Origin of the sequence: Helicobacter bizzozeronii (genome assembly GCF_900196775.1) — a bacterium.
Taxonomy (GTDB): domain Bacteria; phylum Campylobacterota; class Campylobacteria; order Campylobacterales; family Helicobacteraceae; genus Helicobacter; species Helicobacter bizzozeronii.
Genome location: NZ_FZLB01000040.1, coordinates 1 through 19,929, shown reverse-complemented (window position 1 = coordinate 19,929; position 19,929 = coordinate 1). Strand labels below are relative to the sequence as shown.

Below are 19,929 nucleotides of genomic sequence, written 5' to 3'. Positions count from 1 at the left end.
CCCAAACACCGCCCATAGTTGCCCCCACCCCCTCCAAAGAGCCTACTCCCCAAACCCCGCAGTCCTTTATCAAAGACTATAACAAGCGCAAAGAGATTTTTCAAGAGGCTTTAAAACTTTTCCGCCACAAGCAACATGAGCAAGCGGGCATGCGTTTTGAGTGGTTGGGCGAGATCAAATATAGACCGGCTTATAGCTATTACATGGCTGGGGAATGCGCCTATGAACAAAAGCACTACACCCAAGCAATTAGCTTTTACAAGCATAGCGCGCTCATCAAGGATAAAACCACCTACATGCCCATTTTGCTTTGGCACACCGCTTGGTCTTTTGGGTTTTTAAAGGATCAGGCTAATTTTGAGCGATTCATGCGCTCTTTAAGCCAACTCTACCCCCAAAGCGAGCAAGGCAAAAAAGCCACTGAGATTTTGCAAAAAAGACAAAAAACAGAGTCCAAACACTAGGTTTATGCTACAATAGCCCACCTAAAAAGAAAGGATACCCATGCAAGAACAAGCACAAGTTGCCATCATTGAATACCAAGTTCGCGATCAAGCCACCCAAGAGATTTTAGATTCCAATGTGGGGCAAAAGCCCCTAGAGTTTTTGATGGGTGCTGGGCAAGTGATTGTGGGGATTGAGAAGGCGGTTTTGCATGCCAAAGTGGGCGAGAGCTTTAGTGTTACCATCCCCCCCCATGAGGCCTATGGCGAATACCGCACCGATTACCTCCAAGAGGTCCCCAGAGATCAGTTTGAGGGGATTGAGTTAGAACGGGGCATGACCCTCTTTGGGCATGGCGAAAATAACCAGAGCGTGCAGGTGAGCGTGAAAGATTTTAGCGATAAAATGGTGATGTTGGATTATAACCACCCCTTAGCAGGCAAAGAACTGGTTTTTGATCTCAAAGTGCTAGGTTTTAGAGAAGCCTCTAAGCAAGAGGTGCTACACACGCACAGCGGAGGTGCTAAAAAATGTTGTGGGGGCGGGTGTGGGTGCTCACACTAGAGCGCGCCTAGTTTTTCTAGCAAGCTAGCCTCATCTAGGATTTCAATCCCTAGCTTATGCGCCTTTTCTAGCTTGCTCCCGGGGTTTTCCCCGCAAATTAGATAATCTGTTGTTTGGCTCACCCCTGTTTGGATATGCGCCCCGAGTTGCTCTAGGCGGCTAGCCACTTGTGCTCTAGGCTGGCTTAAAGTGCCCGTGATCACGACATTTTTGCCACTTAAAAAAGAAGCCGTGGTTAGCGCAACTTTAGGGGCTTGGGGCTGGATACGCTCTAAGAGTTCTTGGATCAAAGAAGCATTTTGGCGGGCAAAATCCACAAACGAGGTTGCCATTTGACTCCCAAAACCCTCGAGTGCTTGGATTTGCTCCACACCTTGTAAAAAAACCTCTAATCCAAAAGTTTGGGCTAATTTTTGGCTGGCTGCCTTGCCGATATGCTCGATTCCTAGCGCATTGATCAAACGCCACAGCGGGGCGTGCTTGGTGTTGGCAATGCCCTCTATGAGATTTTGGGCCTTTTTGTGTTTCCAGCCGGGCAGGGCTAGCAAATCTTCTAATTTGAGATCGTAAAGGCTGGCGATGTTGGGGAGTAAGCCCTTTTGGTAGAGCTGATCGATGCTTTTTTGTGCCAAGCCCTCTATCTCTAAGCCTTCTTTAGAGGCAAAATAAACAAGGCTTTTTTTAATCCGTGCCGGGCAAGCAGCGTGCGTGCAGATCAAAAAAGGTTCTTGGCTAATCAATTCATTTTGGCATTCTGGGCAATGCGTGGGGGGGGTGATGGGGGTTTGTGTGCCATCACGCAAGTGGGTTAAGGGCTTAATGATCTTGGGGATCACATCTCCGCTCCTAATCACCACCACGACATCATTTAAGCAAATGCCCTTTTTTTGCACTTCGGTATAATTGTGCAAAGTGGCCCTAGAAATGGTCGCGCCCTCCAACTCTATAGGCTCTAAGAGCGCTACGGGCGTTACCACCCCGCTACGCCCCACTTGTGGCAATACCCCCAATAAGCGGGTGTGTTTCTCTAGGGCGGGGAACTTGTAGGCGATTGCAAAGCGGGGGGCTTTGATCGTCCAGCCCAATTCTTCTTGTAAGCCCCAATCATCAATCACAATCACCATCCCATCCATCTCAAAGGGGGCTTGGGCGCGCTTGGCTAATAACTGATTATAGGCTTGTTGGATTTGCCCCACATTTTGACAAGCGACAAATTCCAAATCCAAAAAGCCCCAGCTAAGAACTTGATCCATCATTGCCTTAAAACTGGGGTTGCTAAAATCAGCATGCCCTAATCCCCAAGGTAAAAAGCTGAGTTTGCGTTTAGCCGCAATGCTGGAGTCTAATTGGCGTAAGCTCCCCACAGCGGCGTTCCTGGCGTTAGCAAATAGGGGCTCTTGTTGTTCTAGGCGTTGCTTGTTGAGGGCAAAAAAATCGCTCTTTTTGAGCACCACCTCCCCACGAATCTCGATAGGTTTTGTGTAGGGGATGTTAAGTGGGATTGAGCGGATCGTTTTAGCATTGTGGGTTACAAGCTCGCCCTCTGTGCCATTGCCACGCATGGTAGCGCTCTGTAATTGCCCATTTTCATAGTAGAGATTAAGCGATGCGCCATCTAGTTTGGGCGAACAAGTGAAGGTGGCGTTGGGGTGGTCTTTGAAAATGCGATTAAGCCATGTTTGCAATTCCATTTGGTTAAAGACATTATCCAAACTCCACATACGCACCAAATGGGCTTTTTTAGGCAAAGAATCCAAGATGACCCCGCCCACGCGCTGGGTGGGCGAGTGGGGTAAAATCTCTTGGGGGTGCTGGGCTTCATACTCTAAGGCTTGGCGGTAACACGCATCATATTTAGCATCGCTCACCAATGGATCGGCTAAGACATAATAATGGTGTGCCCACTTGACCAGCTGGGAAACCAAGAGCTGGTAGTCCTTAAAAGTTTGTATCATTTGCTAGCTCTTGCTATAATGGTGTTAATTTAGGGTAAATTTTATCTCTTTTTAGGTTAAAATAGCTTGAGCGACTATATCGCCTAAAGGATAGTTTTGATTAGCGACATTGATAGCACCATTTCTTTGCACCTCAACAATGAAGCACAATTCCTGTGTTTCACACTGACTAGCGATGAAAACAACGATGCCGAATTGTATGGCATTAATATTTTTAAAATCCGCGAGATCATCCATTATGATGGCGATGTAACTGAAACGGTGGGGGGCAATGAGGGCATGATGTTGGGATTTTTGACTATTCGGGGCGAATCCGTGCCCTTAATTGATATGGGGCGTTGGCTCTACTACGATGCGCGCATGCCTAATCGGGATTTGAGCGCCTCTTCTGTGCAGAGTGATAAAAACTTGGTCATTGTGTGCGAGTTTTCAGGCTATGTGGTGGGCTTGAAGATTTTTGCAATCAAGCGGATCGTGCATAAGAGTTGGGGGGAAATCAGCGTGGGGGACAAACAGGGTTTTGATGCAGGCGGGAAGGTGAGCGCGATCACGCGTTTTGAGCAAGGACGGGTGATTCAGATTTTAGATGTGGAAAAGATGTTGGTAGAAACCTTCCCAGAAATCCAAGAATTAGACTTCCTCAAAACCCAGTTTGTTGAAGCGGTGCGGAGCGATAAAACCATCTTCATTGCCGAAGATTCGCAAGTGGCGATGAAAAATTTAGAAAAGATCGTGGAGAGTTTGCATTTGAAATATGAGAGTTTCCCCAATGGGGACGAACTTTTAAAACGACTCTTTTCAGATAAGGTGGTTAATGGGGTCGGGGCGGTGATCACGGATTTAGAAATGCCCGTTGTATCGGGTTTTGAGGTGCTCAAGCGCATCAAGGCAGACGCGCGCACCAAGCATTTACCCGTCATTGTCAATTCTTCTATGAGTAGCGAATCCAATAAACAACTTGCCGACTCGTTGCACGCTGATGGGTTTGTGATTAAGTCCCATCCCCATGAGATTCAAGAACTCTTACAGGGGTATTTAAAAAAATAATAAAGGCAAGGCATGCTAAGGACACAATTATGTGCAGAAGTGGGGGTGGAACATATCCAAAAAAAGGTGGAATTATGCGGGTGGTGTAATAACTACCGCGACCATGGGGGCGTGATCTTTATCGATCTACGCGATAAAAGCGGGCTGGTGCAGTTGGTCTGCGATCCTAGTTCTCCGGCTTACGCGCAAGCCAGCTTGGTTAGGCATGAGGATGTGCTGGTTATAAGGGGTGTAGTGCGCCCCAGGGGGGAGGGCTTAGAAAACCCCAAGCTCAAAACGGGCAAAATCGAGGTGGTGTTAGAATCCCTGCAACTTGAAAATAAAAGCCTGACCCCGCCCATTGCCATAGGCGATCCAAGCGTGAATGAGGATTTGCGCTTGCAATACCGCTTTTTGGATTTGCGCGCCCCTAGGGCTTATGAGATTTTTAAAATGCGCAGCAAAGTGGCTAAAGCCGTGCGGGATTGTTTGGATCGCCTAGACTTCTTAGAGATTGAAACCCCCATGCTCTCTAAAACCACCCCTGAGGGGGCGCGCGACTTTTTGATTCCTAGCCGTGTGCATGACGGGGCATTTTTTGCCCTGCCCCAAAGCCCCCAACTCTTCAAGCAAATTTTAATGGTGGCGGGCATGGATCGCTATTACCAAATTGTCAAATGTTTTAGAGATGAGGACTTGCGCGCCGATCGCCAGCCTGAATTTACCCAAATTGATGTGGAGATGAGTTTTTGCACCCAAGAAGATGTGATCGGGGTTGCTGAAACACTCTTAAAAGAAGTCTTTGCCAGTGTGGGTATAGAGGTTCAGCCCCCCTTTAAACGCCTAGATTACCATGAAGCAATGGAAACCTATGGGAGCGATAAGCCCGATTTGCGTTTTGGGTTGCCCTTGGTGGAGGTGGGCGATCTGTTTTTGGATTCGAGCAATGAGATTTTTAAAACAATCGCTAGTGATCCCAAGATCAACCGCTTTAAGGCATTAAAAGTCTCCGGGGGGGATAATTTGCTCACCCGCAAGGATTTGAGCCAAGCAGAGGAATTTGTGCGCCAGTTTGGGGCTAAGGGGCTAGCCTATATCCAGATCAAGGCTGAGGGGGCTAAGGGGCCCTTAGTTAAATTTATGCCCCCCCATGCTTTGCAAACACTCTTAGATCGCTTGCAAGCCAAGCAGGGGGATATTATTTTCTTTGGGGCAGGCGAGAAAAAGATCGTATTAGATTACATGGGGCGTTTGCGTTTAAAATTGGGGGGCGATCTCAATTTTATTGATTTAGATGCCTTTAATCTGCTTTGGGTTGTGGATTTTCCCATGTTTGAACGCAATGAAGGGAAGTTAAGCGCAGCCCACCACCCCTTTAGCCTGCCCAAAGACATTGACAACCCCAACCCCGAGGAAGTCCAATCAGTAGCCTATGACATCGTGTTAAATGGCGTGGAGCTGGGCGGGGGGAGCATGCGTATCCACAAAGAGGAGATTCAAAAAAAGGTCTTTGCCATCTTGGGCATTAACCCGCAAGAGGCGCAAGAAAAATTTGGCTTTTTGCTAGATGCCCTGCGCTATGGCGCACCCCCCCATGGGGGCTTTGCCATTGGCTTTGATCGTTTAATCATGCTCTTAGCCAAAGTGCCTAGTATCCGCGATGTGATCGCCTTCCCCAAGACCCAAAAAGCAACCTGCCTATTAAGCCAAGCCCCTAGCCCCGCTAGCGAGGAACAATTAAGAGAATTACACATCCGTTTAAGAAACCCCAAAAAAACCTAAAGGAGATCAATGAAGTCTTTGTTTTTAATCATCGGAGCCCCGGGGAGCGGGAAAACCACAGACGCACAACTGATTATGGAACGCAATGCCGACACTATGGTGCATTACTCTACAGGCGATCTGTTGCGCGCTGAGATTGCTAGCCAAAGCGAGCGGGGGCAACACATCGCCCAATTCACCAGCAAGGGCGAATTAGTGCCCCTAGAAATTGTCGTGGATACGATTTTAAACGCCATTAAGAGTGCCAATAAAGATGTGATCATCATCGATGGCTATCCGCGTAGTGTGGAGCAAATGCACGCACTCGATCGCGTTCTTAAAGCCCAAGAGGAAGTGAAATTAAAAGGCGTGTTTGAGGTTAAGGTCAGCGAGGCAGTGGCTAGAGAGCGTGTTTTGGGGCGTGCGCGGGGCGATGATGATAAGATTGAGGTTTTCAACAACCGCATGCAAGTTTATTTAAAACCCCTAGAACACTTGGTCGAATTTTATAAAGTGCAGGAAGTGCATCAAGTTATTAATGGCGAGCGCACCATTGAAGAAATTGTGGGCGATTTACAAGCCCGTATCCAAGAAAACATTTAAGGAAAAACATGGACATCTCAAAAATCCCCACCGGGAGCAACCCCAATAAAGTCAATGCGGTGATTGAAATCCCCTACAACTCTAATATCAAATACGAGGTCGATAAAGACAGCGGGGCGGTGTTGGTGGATCGAATCATGTATGCCTCGATGGTCTATCCAGCCAATTACGGCTTTGTGCCCCACACGCTGAGCCTTGATGGCGACCCAGCTGATATTTTGGTGCTGGGTGAAGACCCTTTGCAAGCTGGGAGCGTGGTTGCTTGCCGTTTGATTGGCGTGTTGGTGATGGAGGATGAAAGCGGGATGGATGAAAAATTATTGGCTGTGCCCTTAGAAAAAATCGATCCGCGTTATGCCAAAATCCAAGATTTAGAGGATTTACCCCCCATTGTGCTCCAAAAAATCAAGCATTTCTTTGAAACTTACAAAGATTTAGAACCTGAAAAATGGGTCAAGGTCAAGGACTTTGGCAACAAAGCCAAAGCCCAAGAAATTTTGCAAAAGGCAATTGAGAATTACCAAAAATAGGCTTTAGTGGCGTAAAATCCCCGCAAGTCTCTTAGAAGGATTTTGTCGTGGGTTTGCGTGTTTTGGCATGCTTTTTGGCGACTTTTGTAGCCAATGGCTTGGCGCGTTTTGGGTATGTGGTGTTGATCCCCTTACTCATTTTATCCGGGAAACTGAGCGAAAACCAAAGTATCCAGCTGGGTATTGCGGTGATGGTGGGTTACATCTTTGGGAGCGTAACTCTAAGTTTCTTGCAAAAATACCTCTCTTTAGAGAGCATCGCTAAAATCAGCTTTTTAGTCATTGCCCTGAGCTTTTTTGCCTGCTTTTTTGATGACTTGCCCTTTGCTTGGAGCTGGGCTTGGCGTTTTTTAGCCGGCGTGGCTTCATCGTGCTTGATTGTCCTATCTGCCCCCCTGTGTTTGCCCTTTGTGCCTGAGCGCAGGCGATCCATGGTCAGCGGGCTTGTTTTCAGCGGGATTGGGGTGGGGGCTGTTTTTAGTGGCTTTATTTTGCCCCATTTTGCCCATGCAATCCACTTTGCATGGATTTTCTTGGGTGTCATTAGCCTATTTGCCTTTGCTCTGGCTTGTTTTGCGCTAAAGACCTTGCACCCGCCCAAAGCGACCACCAAACAAGATCACCCCTTTAAAATCCCCTATTTTTTTGCCCTCTTGTTGGTTTCAGTCGTGTTAAACGCCATTGGTTACTTGCCCCACACGCTTTTTTGGGTGGATTATTTGGTGCGTTTTTTGCACTTTAGTAAGGAGAGTGCGGGGACTTCGTGGGCGTTTTTTGGCTTTGGGGCGGCTTTGGGGACAATCTTAAGTGCTTGGCTAGCCCAACGGGTGGGCTTAAAAAACGCCTCTAGCATTATTTTAACCCTTAAAACCCTCTCTTGTGTCTTAGCAGCCTTTTCAACCAATCTCTACTGGCTCAATCTCTCCATTTTTTTAATGGGACTAGGCACAACGGGGAATTTGACCCTCACTAGCACGATGGCTTTTCACATCATGGGCAAAGAACATTTTGTGCAAGCCTCCAGCGTGATCACCTTGAGTTTTGCCATCTTCCAAGCCCTTTTTTCTTTTATCTTCACTTGGGCTTTGGGCTTAGTGAGCTTTTTTGCCATGTTTGTGGTGTGTGGGCTTTGTTTGCTAGCCAGTCTGCTCGTGCTCTTGCCCCTCCCCCAAAGTTTGTTTAAGGCTTAAGTCCCATGACCATCATTTTTGCCAGCAACAACGCCCAAAAACTCCAAGAATTGCGCGCGATTTTGCCCGCATTTGAGGTCCAAAGCTACCGCACATGCTTAGATGCAATAGAGATCATGGAAAATGGCAGCAGTTTTGCAGAAAATGCCCGCCTCAAGGCGCGCGCCATTTATGATCGCCTCCCTAATAAAAACAATCTATGTGTCTTGGCTGATGATAGCGGGCTGTGTGTGGATGCCCTCAATGGAATGCCCGGGATTTTTAGCGCGCGCTTTGCAGATATTCCCCAAAATGCCCACCAAATCGCCCAAGGAGATTTTGATGTGCCCCAGCAAGATTTAGGCGATCAAGCCAACAATCTTAAACTTCTGGCATGTTTAAAAGAGTTGGGGATTAAGCAATCTGGGGCTTCTTTTGTGTGTGTCATGGCGTTGTGCGTGTGCGTGGGCGGGGTGTTGCAAGAAAAGAGTTTTAGGGGCGAGTGCAGGGGCAAAGTTTGCCAAGCCCCCTTAAACCCAAAAGCCTTTGGCTACGATCCGCTTTTTATCCCTGAGGGGCACACCCTAACAATGGATCAAATTGTCGCAAAAAACACCCTCTCACACCGCTTTTTGGCTTTGCAACAATGCAAGGAATTTTTAAAGTCCTATTCTTAACCCTTGCTCGCAATTCTCCCCACGCCCAGCACAAAGAGCAAGAGCAGCAAGAGCAGGGCATATTGGCACAACAGCCCGCCCAAATGCCCCAAAGAGAGCAAGAGATTGATTTTAGGATAGCCAGTGATCCAGCTAGAATAATGATCCCAACTTAAAGCCAATAAACCCGCCCCAATGATATTGCCCACGCCCACTAGCATAAAATGAATCTGCCCCTCCATCGCCCTAAAAAGCCACCCGCATTCGCACCCCCCAGCTAGCACAATGCCCAAACCAAAGAGCAAACCCCCGATCAAAATCCCCGGGGAAGCCCACATAATTTTAGCCGGAACGCCCAGTTGGATATAGCCAAACACCCCGATACTAGCAATCATCATGCCCACCACCAACGCGCAAGCCGGGCCTATCTTGCCCCACACAAATAAATCTCTAAAAGCACAAGTGAAGCAAAATTGTGATCGGGCGATCACAAAGCCAAAAAACCAGCCAAAACCCACCGCCCATGCCAGCGTGGCTAAGGGAGCGCGCCAAGCTAGGGCAATCACACCAACAAAGACCCCTAAACCCAAGATAGCCCCGATTTTAGAGGGCAAAACAACCCCTAGGGGTCTAGGGCAACTTAAAGGGCGCACAATTTTAAGCCCCAGATAGATACCCGCTAAACTAGCCACGGTGAAAAACCACGCATGCAAGCTAAATTGGGGGATACCCGTCATAAAACTTGCCAAATTACAGCCCATGCCCAATCTAGCCCCAAAGCCAGCTAATACGCCCCCTAGCAAGGCGCGCATAAATTGTGGCGCATAGCTAAGACGCACCCCCCCGCCCCACAGAGCCGCACAAAAAGCCCCCGCCATCATGCCAAACACCATCATGCCATCAACCCGTTCTAAAACACTGCCCGACAAACCGATGATTTTAAAATAGCCCAAGTGGCTTGTATCCACACCCAACAAGCTTAAAATATGGGCACTCCAGCGCGTAAATTCCCCCGTAAGTGCCCAATAAGTGCCCGTTAAGCCAAAATAAAAGACAGAAGCCACGCAGAGAACCAAAACACAGGGCACAACTGCCCATTTCTGTGTGAAAAAACGCACGCAAAACCCTAAAATGAGAATACGCCCTAAAAGCGTGTTAGCCAAACTGGCTCATCAAGAAGGGGGTTATTTTAACAAAAGTGCTTAAATGTTTGGGTTAGCCAAGGGGCTTTATTGGTTAAAAAGTTATTAGCCCTGCTCACCCATGTTCTTGGGCATACAATAAGCGCAAATCATTCAGGGGGGTTAGTTGCCCCTTGTGGTGGGTGTAAAAGTAGTCCCAACCATTGTGGTTGATTTTATTTAAGAGTTTTGCACTCATTTTATGGATGGAGAGCACCGCTTGGCTGCTATCTTGCACATATCCATTTGCCAAGACTTGGCATTGTTCTACCCCACTTGGGGAGCATAAAGCCTGCCCCACCTGCAAATACCCCGCATTGACTAGGGTTTTCATTGCCACTTTGGGGGGCTTTTTTTCATGTTCTAAGCGGCTAAAAGCGTCCATTTTAATAGGCGTGTTTTTTATCCTAGCTAGAGCGGCTTGGATGTAGTTGGGGTCTTGTTCAATGCCTAAGAAGTTGCGCCCCAAGCGTTTAGCCACCGCTCCGGTGGTGCCCGTGCCAAAAAAGGGGTCAAGCACCAAATCCCCCGGCCTTGTTGCCATTAAAAGCAACTTTTCTAAGAGCTTTTCGGGCTTTTGGGTGGGGTGGAGCTTATGCCCCTGCTTATCTTTGAGTCTTTCAGTCCCCACACATAACGGGATTTCCCAAATGGATTTTTCTTGCTTGCCCCCATTCAGGGCTTTTAGAGTTTTATAATTGAAAGTAAAAGAAGCGTTTTTATCTTTAGCGCACCAAAGCAAGCTCTCATGGGCATTGCATAGGCGGCTACCATTAAAGTTAGGCACGGGGTTAGGTTTTACCCAAATAATGTCATTAATCACCCAAAAGCCCAAATCTTGCATCAAAGCCCCCAAGCGGTAGATGTTTTGGAACGAGCCAATAACGCAAATACTGCCATTAGTTTTCAAAACCCGTTTGCACTCTGTGAGCCACGCCCCACAAAAGCTATCATAGTGGGCAAAGTCCTTAAATTTATCCCACGCCTCAGCCACGCCTGCAAACTTTGCCCCGCCCACTCTTAAGAGCTCCCCTGAAGTTTGCATAAAATAGGGCGGGTCGGCAAAGATAAAATCCACACTGCTACTAGGCAAAGTCTTTAAAAGAGTGGCACAATCGCCTTGTAAAATGGTATTGGTTTGCAAACAGCTTAGCGCTCGATCACATCGTATCGTAGTCCCTGTTTGGTGAGTTCTTCTAAGAAAGGATCGGGATTGAGTTGTTCTAAATTAAAGACCCCCTTGGAGTTTTCCCCGCCCCAAATGTCCTTACAAATCATCATCGCCCCCACCACAGCGGGCACGCCAGTGGTGTAGCTAATGGCTTGCGAGCCGACTTCTTCATAACATTTTTGGTGATCGCACACATTGTAAATATAGATTCGTTTTTCTTGCTTGTTTTTATTGCCATGGATGTAGCACCCGATATTGGTTTTGCCGGTTGTTTTGCCCGCTAGGCTGGCTGGATCGGGCAAGAGTTGTTTTAAAACCTGAATGGGCACGATCTCAGCTTGCCCTCCGTTGGTGGTGGGCACTGATACGGGCGTGATATTGAGCATGCCTACATTGGCTAAACAACGCATGTGGTTGAGGTAATTTTCTGAAAAGGTCATGAAAAAGCGGATGCGTTTTAAGCCCTTGATGTGCTTGACTAGAGATTCTAATTCCTCATGGTAGAGCAAATAAGAATCACGCTCCCCGATCTCGGGGTATGCCCAAGTTTGCTTGATCTCTAAGGGTTTGGTCTCCACCCACGCCCCATTTTCATAGTAACGCCCCGGTGCGCTCACCTCCCTTAAGTTGATCTCAGGGTTAAAATTGGTCGCAAAGGGGTAGGGGTGGTTGCCCGCATTGCAATCCAAAATATCAATGTTATAAATCTCATCAAAATAATGCTTTTGGGCATAGGCACAAAAGACATTAGTAACTCCGGGATCAAACCCACAGCCTAGCAAGGCAAAAATCTGCGCATCCCTATAAGCCTGATCGAAAGCCCATTGTTCTTTGTATTCAAACTTGGCAACATTGGGGTGTTCGTAATTGGCGGTGTCTAGGTAATTAGTTTTGGTTTGCAAACACGCCTGCATGATGGTTAAATCTTGATAGGGCAAGGCGATATTGAGCACCACTTTAGGCTGGTATTTTTCAATCAAAGCCACGACCTCTTCTACGCTGTCGGCATTTACTTGCTCACAGACAAGCTCCCCCCAACCTTTGGCTTTCACACTGGCGGCAATTTGTTCGCATTTAGAAAGGGTGCGGCTAGCCAGCACCACCCTCTCAAACAGATGGCGGTTTTGGCAGAGCTTGTGGGCTACCACTCTCCCCACTCCCCCCGCTCCAATTTGCAAGACTGTGAGCATTCTACCCCTTTATCCGATAATAGGTCTTTGAGTGTGCTATTATATACGAAATATTTTACCCTTTAATTAAATGGAGGTTTTGATGCAGACAATCTCGCTAGATATTTATGGAACCCTAGTGTGTATGGTGGGCGTGTTATTATTGGGGCGTTACATCATCTCTAAGGTCAAATTCTTGCGCGATTATGACATCCCTGAGCCGGTGGTGGGTGGTGTGTTGGTGGCGTTTATCATCATGGTCGCCCACAATTTTTATGACTTCAAATTGGTTTTAGACTCGGGTCTTAAAGAACCCTTAATGCTCACCTTTTTTATCACCATTGGTTTGAGTGCTGATTTTGCCTCTTTAAGAAAGGGGGGCAAAATGCTAGGCATTTTCCTAGTGGCAGTTGCCATGTTTGTGGTGTTGCAAAACATCGTAGGGATTGGGATTGCCCGTTTGATTGGGGTCGATCCACTCATGGGTTTGCTGGGGGGCTCGATCTCTTTGGTGGGTGGGCATGGCACCAGTGCGGCGTGGTCTGAGGTGCTCTCTAAAGCCCCCTTTAATTTTTCCCAAAGCCTAGAGGTCTCAATTGTGTGCGCCACCTTTGGGTTAGTCAGCGGTGGGATTATTGGCGGACCTGTGGCGCACTATTTGATTAAAAAGCACCACCTAGAACCCAGCACACAAGAAAAAGAGGCGCGCGAGAATGGACCCATGTTGGCTTTTGAAACCCCCAAACAAGAACGCCTAATCACGGCTAATAGTTTCGTGCAAAGTTTGGCGTTGGTGAGTATTGCCCTTTTGGTGGGGACTTTTATTGCCAAGCACACCAAAGCCGTGTCGCTAGGTTTCATGACTTTGCCGACTTTGCCTACTTTTGTGTGGTGCTTGTTTGTGGGCGTGTTATTGCGTAACATCTTATCCTATTCTAAAATCCATAAGGTTTTTGATCGGGAGGTGAGTGTGATTGGGAATGTGAGTTTGAGTCTCTTTTTAGCCTTTGCCTTGATGAGCATTAATTTAATGGAATTGGTGAATTTAGCCCTCCCCATGGCAGTGATTCTCACCTGCCAAGTGGTGTTGATGATTTTGTATAGCATTTTTGTAACTTTTCGCATGTGTGGGAAAAATTACGATGCGGCAGTGCTGAGTGCTGGGCATTGTGGCTTTGGGCTGGGCGCAACCCCAACGGCGATGGTGAATATGCAAACGGTTACCAACCACTACGGGGCTAGCCACATGGCATTTATTGTTGTGCCCTTGGTGGGGGCATTCTTTGTAGATATTATCAATGCTCTAGCCATTCAGGGCTCTTTGAGCATGATTTTGCAACTCTTCCACTAATGTTAGAGATCAACCAACTTTGTATGCGCGCCTGTGTGGATCGGGCTTGGGAGCTCCAAACCCTAGCCTTGCCTAATCCTAGCGTGGCGTGCATGGTGCTCAGTGGCAATGATGAGGTATTAGCCTTGCAAGCCCACCAAAAGGCAAATACTCCCCATGCCGAAGTTCTAGCCCTAGCCCAAGCCTTTAATGCGCTCAGCCCCACGCCCATGCCAACTAGCATAGACTCATTAGATTGTGAGGAGACCTACCATTTTTTAGCCCAGAACCACAGCGGGCTTTTCAAAGACTGCACCCTATTTGTTACCCTAGAGCCTTGCGGGCATTTTGGCAAAACCCCCCCTTGTGCGGAGTTGCTCGCCACAATCCAGCCTAAATGCGTGGTCATTGGGGCTTTAGAGGAGAGTCAAGAGGCTAGGGGTGGGGTGGCTTGTTTGGAGGGTGTGGGCATTCAAGTCGTGCAAGGCGTGCTCAAAAGCGCATGTGAGGACCTCTTAATCCCCTTTAAGTGTTTGCAATCTAAGGGCTTTTTCAATCTCTTTAAGATCGCCATGCGTCTAGATGGCTCTTATGGGGGCAAGATTTCCGGGGCTAAAAGCCAAACTTTCACCCACAACCAACGCGGAGTAGCCAACACGCTCATCATTTCGGGTCAAAGTGTGCGCACCGATCGCCCCACATTGGATCACCGCTTGGCTGATCCGCTCTATCAAAATAAACTCTGTGATGTGGCGATTTTAACTAGAGATACCAACCCCTTAGATCAAAGTATTCCCTTATTTAGCGTGTTGGGGCGTTGTGCTTGGGTGTGCCATAGCTTAGAGGACTTGCCACTCGATCGGGGCTTTAATCTCATTGAGGGCGGGTTAGGGCTTTTAGAGAGTTTGCATGATCAAATTGACATGCTTTTAATCCACACCCACACCGCCTTAACCCCCACAGATACCCCCATCCAGCACACTATCCACAAAAATTTTACCCCCCGTTTCACCCAAATTTGGGATCAAGATGTGTTGTTATGGCTATCTTGAGGTTTTACCAGCCCCTGCATGGTTATGCCTACAATAGCGATAGCCTCTTTTTAGCCCACTTTGCTAAGGACTTCATTAAAAAGGGGGATACCCTCCTAGAAGTGGGGGCAGGCTGTGGGGTTGTGGGGTTGCTTTGTGCTAGGGAATTTGCTAACCCCCTAGATTTGATCGAAATTGACTCTAATCTCGCCTTTTTTGCCACGCTCAATAGCCAAAAGCACCCTAAAGCCCGTGTGATCTGCGCAGATTTTTTAGATCACCCCTTTAACATCTGCTACCACGCCATTATCTCTAACCCCCCCTATTACCACCAAAACAGCCTAGAGAGCGCTAACACCCAAAGAGCGCGCGCCACCAACCAACGCTTCTTGCCCTTGCAAGCTCTTTGCCAAAAAGCCTTTAACTTGCTCAGACATAGGGGTTATTTTATCCTCTGCTACCATGCCAATTTGACCGACATGCTCTTAAATGCCTTGCAACAAGTGGGCTTTAAGGCACTCTGCCTGCGTTTTGTGCATCCTTTTAAGGATAAAAAGGCGACTTTGGTGCTGTGCTGTGCGCGCAAAAACTCCAAGAGTTTATTAGAGATTCTCCCCCCCCTCATCACCCACAACTCCAAAGCCCAACAAGACAATACCCCCGAAGTGGCGCGCATTTACCAACACTTCAAAACCCATAGTATCAAGGCTACCCTTGAGTGAAATTTTATGCGCCCATTGCCACCTGCCATGCCCGTCCAAAGGGGCAATCAAACTAGAACAGCCCCAACCCCTTTATTTTTGCTGCCATGGTTGCCAACAAGTCTTTTTGTTATTGCACTCCCTAAACTTAGAAACCTTTTATGACAAACTTGACAAGGGTACTTTAAGTCCAGTTACACCTGCACCCAGTTATGATGAGGCGCGCTACACCTCTAAGCCCTTTTTACAGACCTTCGCCACGCCCCTAGAAAATGGGGATTTAGAAGTCGCCCTTTTATTAGAAAATATCCATTGCAGCGCATGCATTTGGCTTATTGAGCGGGTGTTGTTAAAACAAGAGGGGATTCAATCCGTGCAGATCAACTACACCACACACCGTGCCTATGTCATTTTTGATCCCAATGCCACCCATATCCCCCATATCCTCAACACCATTGCCTCGATTGGCTATAGTGCCAGTATTTACGATCCCAACACCCAAGACAAACGCGCCAAAAAAGAGCATGAGAGCCACTATATCGCCCTTGTGGTGGGGATTTTCTCCACCATGAACGCCATGTGGATTGCCATCGCCTCCTATGCGGGCTATTTCTCAGGCATAGACACACCCATGGCATTTAAATTACAAGTGGCTTTATGGGTTTTAAGTAGCCTGACCCTCTTTATCACGGGGGCGGGCTTTTTTAGGGGGGCTTTTTATGGCTTAAAACATGGCTTTTTGGGTATGGATTTGGGTGTGAGTTTGGGGGCACTAGGGACTTATCTTTACTCTATCTATGCGCTATTTAAGGGGCTAGAACCCTATTTTGAATCGGTGAGCATGATCATCACCTTTGTTTTTATCTCTAAGTTTTTAGAACTCAAGGCCAAGATACGGGCTAATAGCGTCTTAGATGGTTTGCAAAGTAGCTTGCCCGTGCAGGTGCTCTTGCTTAAGGAAATAGAGGGGGAAATTCAAAGGGTGCTGGTGAGTCCTGAAGAGGTGGGGGTGGGGGCGCGCATAGAGGTTTTGGCTGGGGAGAGTGTGGCTTTAGATGGCGTGCTAGAGAGTGAGAGCGCACAGGTGAGCACCCAAGCGATCAATGGCGAAAATACGCCCACCACCCTCCAAAAGGGCGATCACATTTTGGCAGGCTACACCAACCACGCCAACGCCTTTATTTACCAAACCACCACGCCTTTTAAACGCTCGTTTTTAAGCCAAATGGTGCAATTAGTGCAAAAAAGCTTTATCAGCAAGCCTACAATCCAAGAAGAGGCTAATAAACTGGTGCGTTATTTTGGGGGGGTGGTTTTAGCCATTGCACTCTTAAGCTTTTTGGCATGGTGGTTTTTTGCAGGCGCACAAAGGGGCTTGGTTGTAGCCATCAGTGTGCTGGTGGTGGCTTGCCCTTGTGCTTTTGCCCTAGCCACCCCCATTGCCCTGATCTTAGGCACTAACCGCGCTTTTTTGCAAGGCGTGCTCATCAAGCAAGCCTCTAGCCTAGAAACTCTAGCCAAAGCCACCCAAGTTTTTTTAGATAAAACCGGCACACTTACAGATGCTCTAAGCGTGCAAGCCCAACACACCCACGCCCCCTATGATCCTAACTTGCTCCTAGCCTTGATCTGGCACAACACCCACCCCATCTCCCTTGCCCTGAGCACCTTTTTACAAGCCCAGCATGCACGCCCGGGGCTGGCTTTAGAATCCATCACCCAAGAGGTAGGGGGCTTGCAAGGAATCTATCAAGGGCATATCTTGCATGGGGGGAGTTTGGCTTATTTGCAAAGCAAGGGCGTAGAACTGGGCAATGCCAAGGGGGATTTTTTTTATAGTGTGGATCGCCAACTCTTAGTTAGCTTTAGCCTGCATGCCCCCCTTAAACCCGATGCCCTAGAATTGGTTAGCCAGCTTAAAAAAATGGGTTTGGGGGTGGAGATTTTAAGCGGGGATGCCTCTAAAGAGGTCTTTAACATCGCCCAAAATTTGGGCATTACTTGCCAAGCCCCCTTGAGCCCGCCAGAAAAATTAGCCATTGTGAATCAAGCCATTACCAACCAACAAATAGTCGTCATGGTGGGCGATGGGATGAATGATGCGCCTAGCCTCGCACAAAGCCAAGTTTCTATTTGCATGCACGCAGGCAATGACTTGAGTTTGATTTATAGCGATGTGATTGTGCTCAACAACCGCCTAAGCAGTGTCTTAAAAACATTTCAGATCGCTAGGCATGCCTATAAAATTGCCAAGCAAAACCTCATCATCAGCCTTGCTTATAATGCGCTCTTGATCCCCTGTGCGGTGTGTGGGCTCATCAACCCCCCCCTAGCCGCTTTGAGCATGAGCCTAAGCTCGCTTGTGGTGGTGGGCAATAGTTTTAGACTGCGGGGTTGAGGATTAATGGCTAGCCGATCTCCACATAACGCCACTCAAACTCGCCGTAAGTCTTGCGGATGGCTTCCTCAAGTTGATCGAATCGCCCACAATTATTTTTAAAATTGCCTAGTAAGCACCCCGCGCTGAATTTATGGCAATTCAACTCGGAATCATCTATGGGAAACCACGCATAGTCGTTGCCCTTTGCGCGACTCCTTGGACTTTCAACAGCTGTCTTAGCTCTTTGGGCGACTTTTTCTAAGCCAAGCGAATTGCCATCTTTACCGCAGGTGATATAAATTTTTCCGCCCTCTTTGAGATTGCCCTTTCTTTCATCCTCTAGGCGCGTTAAAAAGTGGCGTGGGTAGGCGCATCTGATCCACGCCTTGCCATCTCTATTAGTAACTTCTACGATAAGATTATTGCCTATGTAGATACCCGAATGTTCCGCTAATGATAAAAAACCTATTTTGCAATACACAACGCTTCCGGGTTTAGCCAACCCTTTTAAACTTGTAATTTTTGCCATGAAAACTCCTTTGATATGTTTTACCTCATCCACTCACTCATGCCAATCCTCAAGGTGGATTGTGGATTGTGGATTCTACCATACTCTCTCTTAAAATCACTTTAAAACAAACTGCTTCTTTAAAACCCCCCCAAAATGTCCAGCAAAGTTTGGGCTGTGTGCTGGGCTAGGGCGAGGCTCATCTTTTGGTGGCAGGGCAGGGAAATTTGAGCCTGATAGAAATTTTCAGCCTTTGGGAGGGGGGACGTGCCTAAATTTTGGTAGAGCTTAAAGGTGTGGATGGGTTTATAATGCACCTGCACGCCAATTTGTGCCTTTAGCAGGGCTTGCAAAATGGCTTCTTTATGCGCCCATAAAAAGGGTTTGAGTAAAATAGAATAGAGGTGGTTGGTACTTTGGATATAAGCGGGCAAACTGGCATGCACGCAACTAAAATAGGGGTTGTCCTTAAAGAAATCATCATAAAAACAAGCGATTTTTTCACGCACAGCTAGGAAAGCATCGATCTTTTTAAGCTGGCTCAAGCCCAAAGCGGCTTGTAATTCGTTCATGCGGCAATTATAGCCCAAACTAGAAACTTCCACATCAAACCCGTTTTTTTGCACGCCATGGTTAGCCAAAAGCTGGAGTTTCTCATAAAGCATGCGATCATTAGTGGCGATCGCCCCCCCTTCTGCGGTGGTGATGGGTTTGATGGCATGCAGACTAAAAATGCTCACATCAGCTAGCGACCCGATCTTTTGGTTATGGTAACTCCCCCCCAACGCATGCGAGCTATCTGAGATAAAAAACAGATCATAAGCCCGGCAAAAATCCGCAATCACCCTAGCCTCAACACTCTTGCCCCCAAAATCCACACTCACCACCGCCTTAATGCGCTCCTTATGGGGGCAAGCCTGATAACAGCTCTCTAGCAAGTTTTCATCTAGGTTGCCATCTGCCTTGATATCGCAAAAAAGCGGGGTGGCGTGGTTGGCTAGTAGCATATTACTTGTCGCCACAAAACTAATGGGCGTGGTGATGGCGGTATGCTGGCTTAAGCCCAAAGCTTGGTAGGTTAAAAACAACGCACTGGTGGCATTGGGGCAGACCAAAACATACTTGACTCCTAGATAATCCGCTAAAGCATTTTCAAATTGCCCCACCAAAGGACCTTGCGTGAGGTGATCGCTCTTTAAAGCTTGCACCACCGCTAAAATGTCCTCTTGATCGATAGATTGGGTGCTATAGGGGTTCATGCGTGCAATAAATCCTGCACTTTTTGCGCTTTAAGTGCTTGGGGGTTGTGCGCCTTGTCTAGCCCCTTGAGTTTATTAGGATCAAGGGTGCTAAAATCCTCTTTTGAATCAGTGGGGGTCATTTTTTTAAGCGCCTCGCTTAAGGCTATCTTTTGTTCCTCTAGGGTTTTGACAAATGCCTTAGAGGTGTTGGGATCGCCCACTTGCAAATTATCGGGCTTGATGGATTGCAACGCCAAGCCCAAATCCTTATAGCTCTTTATGAAAACATTTTCCCCTTGATAGAGGGCTTGATTATAGATTTTTTGGATTTGCTCTTTTAGGGTGTTGGCTTGCGTGTTCTTTGGAGGGGTAAGGTTAGCCAAATCTTGGGCTAGGGGTTGCATTTGATCGATGCTTTTTAAAGCCACTTGTAACGCCCCGATGGTGTGGTTGGTGTTTTTGGTGGTGGTGGCTAGGGGGTGGGTCTTAATTTCTGTTTCTGTGGGGGT

The 19,929-nt window shown here is 47.6% G+C and carries 19 protein-coding genes; 12 read left to right on the top strand and 7 right to left on the bottom strand.

Features of this window, described 5'->3' with window-relative positions; genetic code table 11:
• Both C5684_RS05130 and C5684_RS05125 read left to right on the top strand, forming a co-directional pair.
• Nucleotides 1-464: tetratricopeptide repeat protein (locus C5684_RS05130; RefSeq protein WP_407645768.1), on the top strand; the 464-nt coding region annotated here is incomplete at its 5' end.
• A gap of 40 nt (nt 465-504) precedes the next feature.
• Complete coding sequence (locus C5684_RS05125; RefSeq protein ID WP_013890836.1) at nt 505-1,008, top strand: FKBP-type peptidyl-prolyl cis-trans isomerase; 504 nt, start codon at nt 505-507, stop codon at nt 1,006-1,008.
• Here C5684_RS05125 and ligA read toward each other — a convergent pair.
• Nucleotides 1,005-2,963: an NAD-dependent DNA ligase LigA gene (gene ligA, locus C5684_RS05120; protein WP_104639616.1), complete on the bottom strand. Its 1,959-nt coding sequence runs from the start codon at nt 2,961-2,963 to the stop codon at nt 1,005-1,007. The two genes, C5684_RS05125 and ligA, sit on opposite strands and share 4 nt — an antisense overlap.
• 96 nt (nt 2,964-3,059) lie before the next feature.
• Here ligA and C5684_RS05115 point away from each other — a divergent pair, with 96 nt between their 5' ends.
• The 6 genes from C5684_RS05115 to C5684_RS05090 are packed head-to-tail and all read left to right on the top strand — an operon-like array spanning nt 3,060 to nt 8,729.
• On the top strand, nt 3,060-4,010 hold the full coding sequence (locus tag C5684_RS05115) for a chemotaxis protein (RefSeq protein WP_104639615.1): 951 nt from the start codon (nt 3,060-3,062) through the stop codon (nt 4,008-4,010).
• 12 nt (nt 4,011-4,022) lie between these two features.
• A complete protein-coding gene (aspS, locus tag C5684_RS05110; RefSeq protein WP_104639614.1) occupies nt 4,023-5,771 on the top strand; it encodes an aspartate--tRNA ligase in 1,749 nt (582 codons plus the stop codon).
• Nucleotides 5,772-5,780: 9 nt separating this feature from the next.
• Complete coding sequence (locus tag C5684_RS05105; protein ID WP_006016811.1) at nt 5,781-6,353, top strand: adenylate kinase; 573 nt, start codon at nt 5,781-5,783, stop codon at nt 6,351-6,353.
• Between the two features lie 8 nt (nt 6,354-6,361).
• Nucleotides 6,362-6,883 carry an inorganic diphosphatase gene (gene ppa, locus C5684_RS05100; RefSeq protein ID WP_104639613.1) on the top strand — a complete coding sequence of 174 codons (522 nt, stop codon included), beginning with the start codon at nt 6,362-6,364 and terminating at the stop codon, nt 6,881-6,883.
• A 53-nt stretch (nt 6,884-6,936) separates the two neighbouring features.
• Nucleotides 6,937-8,073, top strand: coding sequence for a YbfB/YjiJ family MFS transporter (locus tag C5684_RS05095; RefSeq protein ID WP_199764498.1), 1,137 nt, complete (start codon nt 6,937-6,939; stop codon nt 8,071-8,073).
• Nucleotides 8,074-8,078: 5 nt separating this feature from the next.
• Nucleotides 8,079-8,729, top strand: coding sequence for a non-canonical purine NTP pyrophosphatase (locus C5684_RS05090; RefSeq protein ID WP_104639611.1), 651 nt, complete (start codon nt 8,079-8,081; stop codon nt 8,727-8,729).
• Here C5684_RS05090 and C5684_RS05085 read toward each other — a convergent pair.
• The 3 genes from C5684_RS05085 to C5684_RS05075 form a co-directional block, all read right to left on the bottom strand.
• Nucleotides 8,726-9,871 (bottom strand): YeeE/YedE thiosulfate transporter family protein, encoded by a 1,146-nt coding sequence (locus C5684_RS05085; protein ID WP_199764497.1) that lies wholly within the window; start codon nt 9,869-9,871, stop codon nt 8,726-8,728. The genes C5684_RS05090 and C5684_RS05085 overlap by 4 nt on opposite strands.
• A gap of 94 nt (nt 9,872-9,965) precedes the next feature.
• Nucleotides 9,966-11,033, bottom strand: a complete 1,068-nt coding sequence (locus C5684_RS05080; RefSeq protein WP_104639610.1) for a DNA-methyltransferase — start codon at nt 11,031-11,033, stop codon at nt 9,966-9,968.
• A gap of 5 nt (nt 11,034-11,038) precedes the next feature.
• A complete protein-coding gene (locus C5684_RS05075; RefSeq protein WP_104639609.1) occupies nt 11,039-12,250 on the bottom strand; it encodes a saccharopine dehydrogenase family protein in 1,212 nt (403 codons plus the stop codon).
• Between the two features lie 82 nt (nt 12,251-12,332).
• Here C5684_RS05075 and gltS point away from each other — a divergent pair, with 82 nt between their 5' ends.
• The 4 genes from gltS to C5684_RS05055 are packed head-to-tail and all read left to right on the top strand — an operon-like array spanning nt 12,333 to nt 17,689.
• Complete coding sequence (gene gltS / locus C5684_RS05070; RefSeq protein WP_104639608.1) at nt 12,333-13,580, top strand: sodium/glutamate symporter; 1,248 nt, start codon at nt 12,333-12,335, stop codon at nt 13,578-13,580.
• Nucleotides 13,580-14,611 (top strand): bifunctional diaminohydroxyphosphoribosylaminopyrimidine deaminase/5-amino-6-(5-phosphoribosylamino)uracil reductase RibD, encoded by a 1,032-nt coding sequence (gene ribD / locus C5684_RS05065; protein ID WP_104639607.1) that lies wholly within the window; start codon nt 13,580-13,582, stop codon nt 14,609-14,611. Before gltS ends, ribD begins: the two co-directional genes overlap by 1 nt.
• Complete coding sequence (locus C5684_RS05060) at nt 14,599-15,312, top strand: tRNA1(Val) (adenine(37)-N6)-methyltransferase (protein ID WP_199764380.1); 714 nt, start codon at nt 14,599-14,601, stop codon at nt 15,310-15,312. Before ribD ends, C5684_RS05060 begins: the two co-directional genes overlap by 13 nt.
• Nucleotides 15,305-17,689, top strand: a complete 2,385-nt coding sequence (locus C5684_RS05055; protein ID WP_104639606.1) for a heavy metal translocating P-type ATPase — start codon at nt 15,305-15,307, stop codon at nt 17,687-17,689. The genes C5684_RS05060 and C5684_RS05055 overlap by 8 nt, the downstream gene beginning before the upstream one ends.
• A gap of 10 nt (nt 17,690-17,699) precedes the next feature.
• On the opposite strand, the gene C5684_RS05050 is transcribed toward C5684_RS05055, so the two are convergent.
• The 3 genes from C5684_RS05050 to C5684_RS05040 all read right to left on the bottom strand — a co-directional run.
• On the bottom strand, nt 17,700-18,200 hold the full coding sequence (locus C5684_RS05050) for a C40 family peptidase (RefSeq protein ID WP_013890821.1): 501 nt from the start codon (nt 18,198-18,200) through the stop codon (nt 17,700-17,702).
• A 119-nt stretch (nt 18,201-18,319) separates the two neighbouring features.
• A complete protein-coding gene (pseC, locus tag C5684_RS05045) occupies nt 18,320-19,438 on the bottom strand; it encodes a UDP-4-amino-4,6-dideoxy-N-acetyl-beta-L-altrosamine transaminase (protein ID WP_104639605.1) in 1,119 nt (372 codons plus the stop codon).
• Nucleotides 19,435-19,929: hypothetical protein (locus C5684_RS05040; RefSeq protein WP_158650187.1), on the bottom strand; the 495-nt coding region annotated here is incomplete at its 5' end. The genes pseC and C5684_RS05040, both read right to left, overlap by 4 nt.

Excerpts from the sequence above, each read along its gene's own strand:
- C5684_RS05125 (WP_013890836.1), top strand. The coding sequence starts at position 505 with ATGCAAGAACAAGCACAAGTTGCCATCATTGAATACCAAGTTCGCGAT.
- ligA (WP_104639616.1), bottom strand. The coding sequence starts at position 2,963 with ATGATACAAACTTTTAAGGACTACCAGCTCTTGGTTTCCCAGCTGGTC.
- aspS (WP_104639614.1), top strand. The coding sequence starts at position 4,023 with ATGCTAAGGACACAATTATGTGCAGAAGTGGGGGTGGAACATATCCAA.
- C5684_RS05105 (WP_006016811.1), top strand. The coding sequence starts at position 5,781 with ATGAAGTCTTTGTTTTTAATCATCGGAGCCCCGGGGAGCGGGAAAACC.
- ppa (WP_104639613.1), top strand. The coding sequence starts at position 6,362 with ATGGACATCTCAAAAATCCCCACCGGGAGCAACCCCAATAAAGTCAAT.
- C5684_RS05090 (WP_104639611.1), top strand. The coding sequence starts at position 8,079 with ATGACCATCATTTTTGCCAGCAACAACGCCCAAAAACTCCAAGAATTG.
- C5684_RS05075 (WP_104639609.1), bottom strand. The coding sequence starts at position 12,250 with ATGCTCACAGTCTTGCAAATTGGAGCGGGGGGAGTGGGGAGAGTGGTA.
- gltS (WP_104639608.1), top strand. The coding sequence starts at position 12,333 with ATGCAGACAATCTCGCTAGATATTTATGGAACCCTAGTGTGTATGGTG.
- ribD (WP_104639607.1), top strand. The coding sequence starts at position 13,580 with ATGTTAGAGATCAACCAACTTTGTATGCGCGCCTGTGTGGATCGGGCT.
- C5684_RS05060 (WP_199764380.1), top strand. The coding sequence starts at position 14,599 with ATGGCTATCTTGAGGTTTTACCAGCCCCTGCATGGTTATGCCTACAAT.
- C5684_RS05050 (WP_013890821.1), bottom strand. The coding sequence starts at position 18,200 with ATGGCAAAAATTACAAGTTTAAAAGGGTTGGCTAAACCCGGAAGCGTT.
- pseC (WP_104639605.1), bottom strand. The coding sequence starts at position 19,438 with ATGAACCCCTATAGCACCCAATCTATCGATCAAGAGGACATTTTAGCG.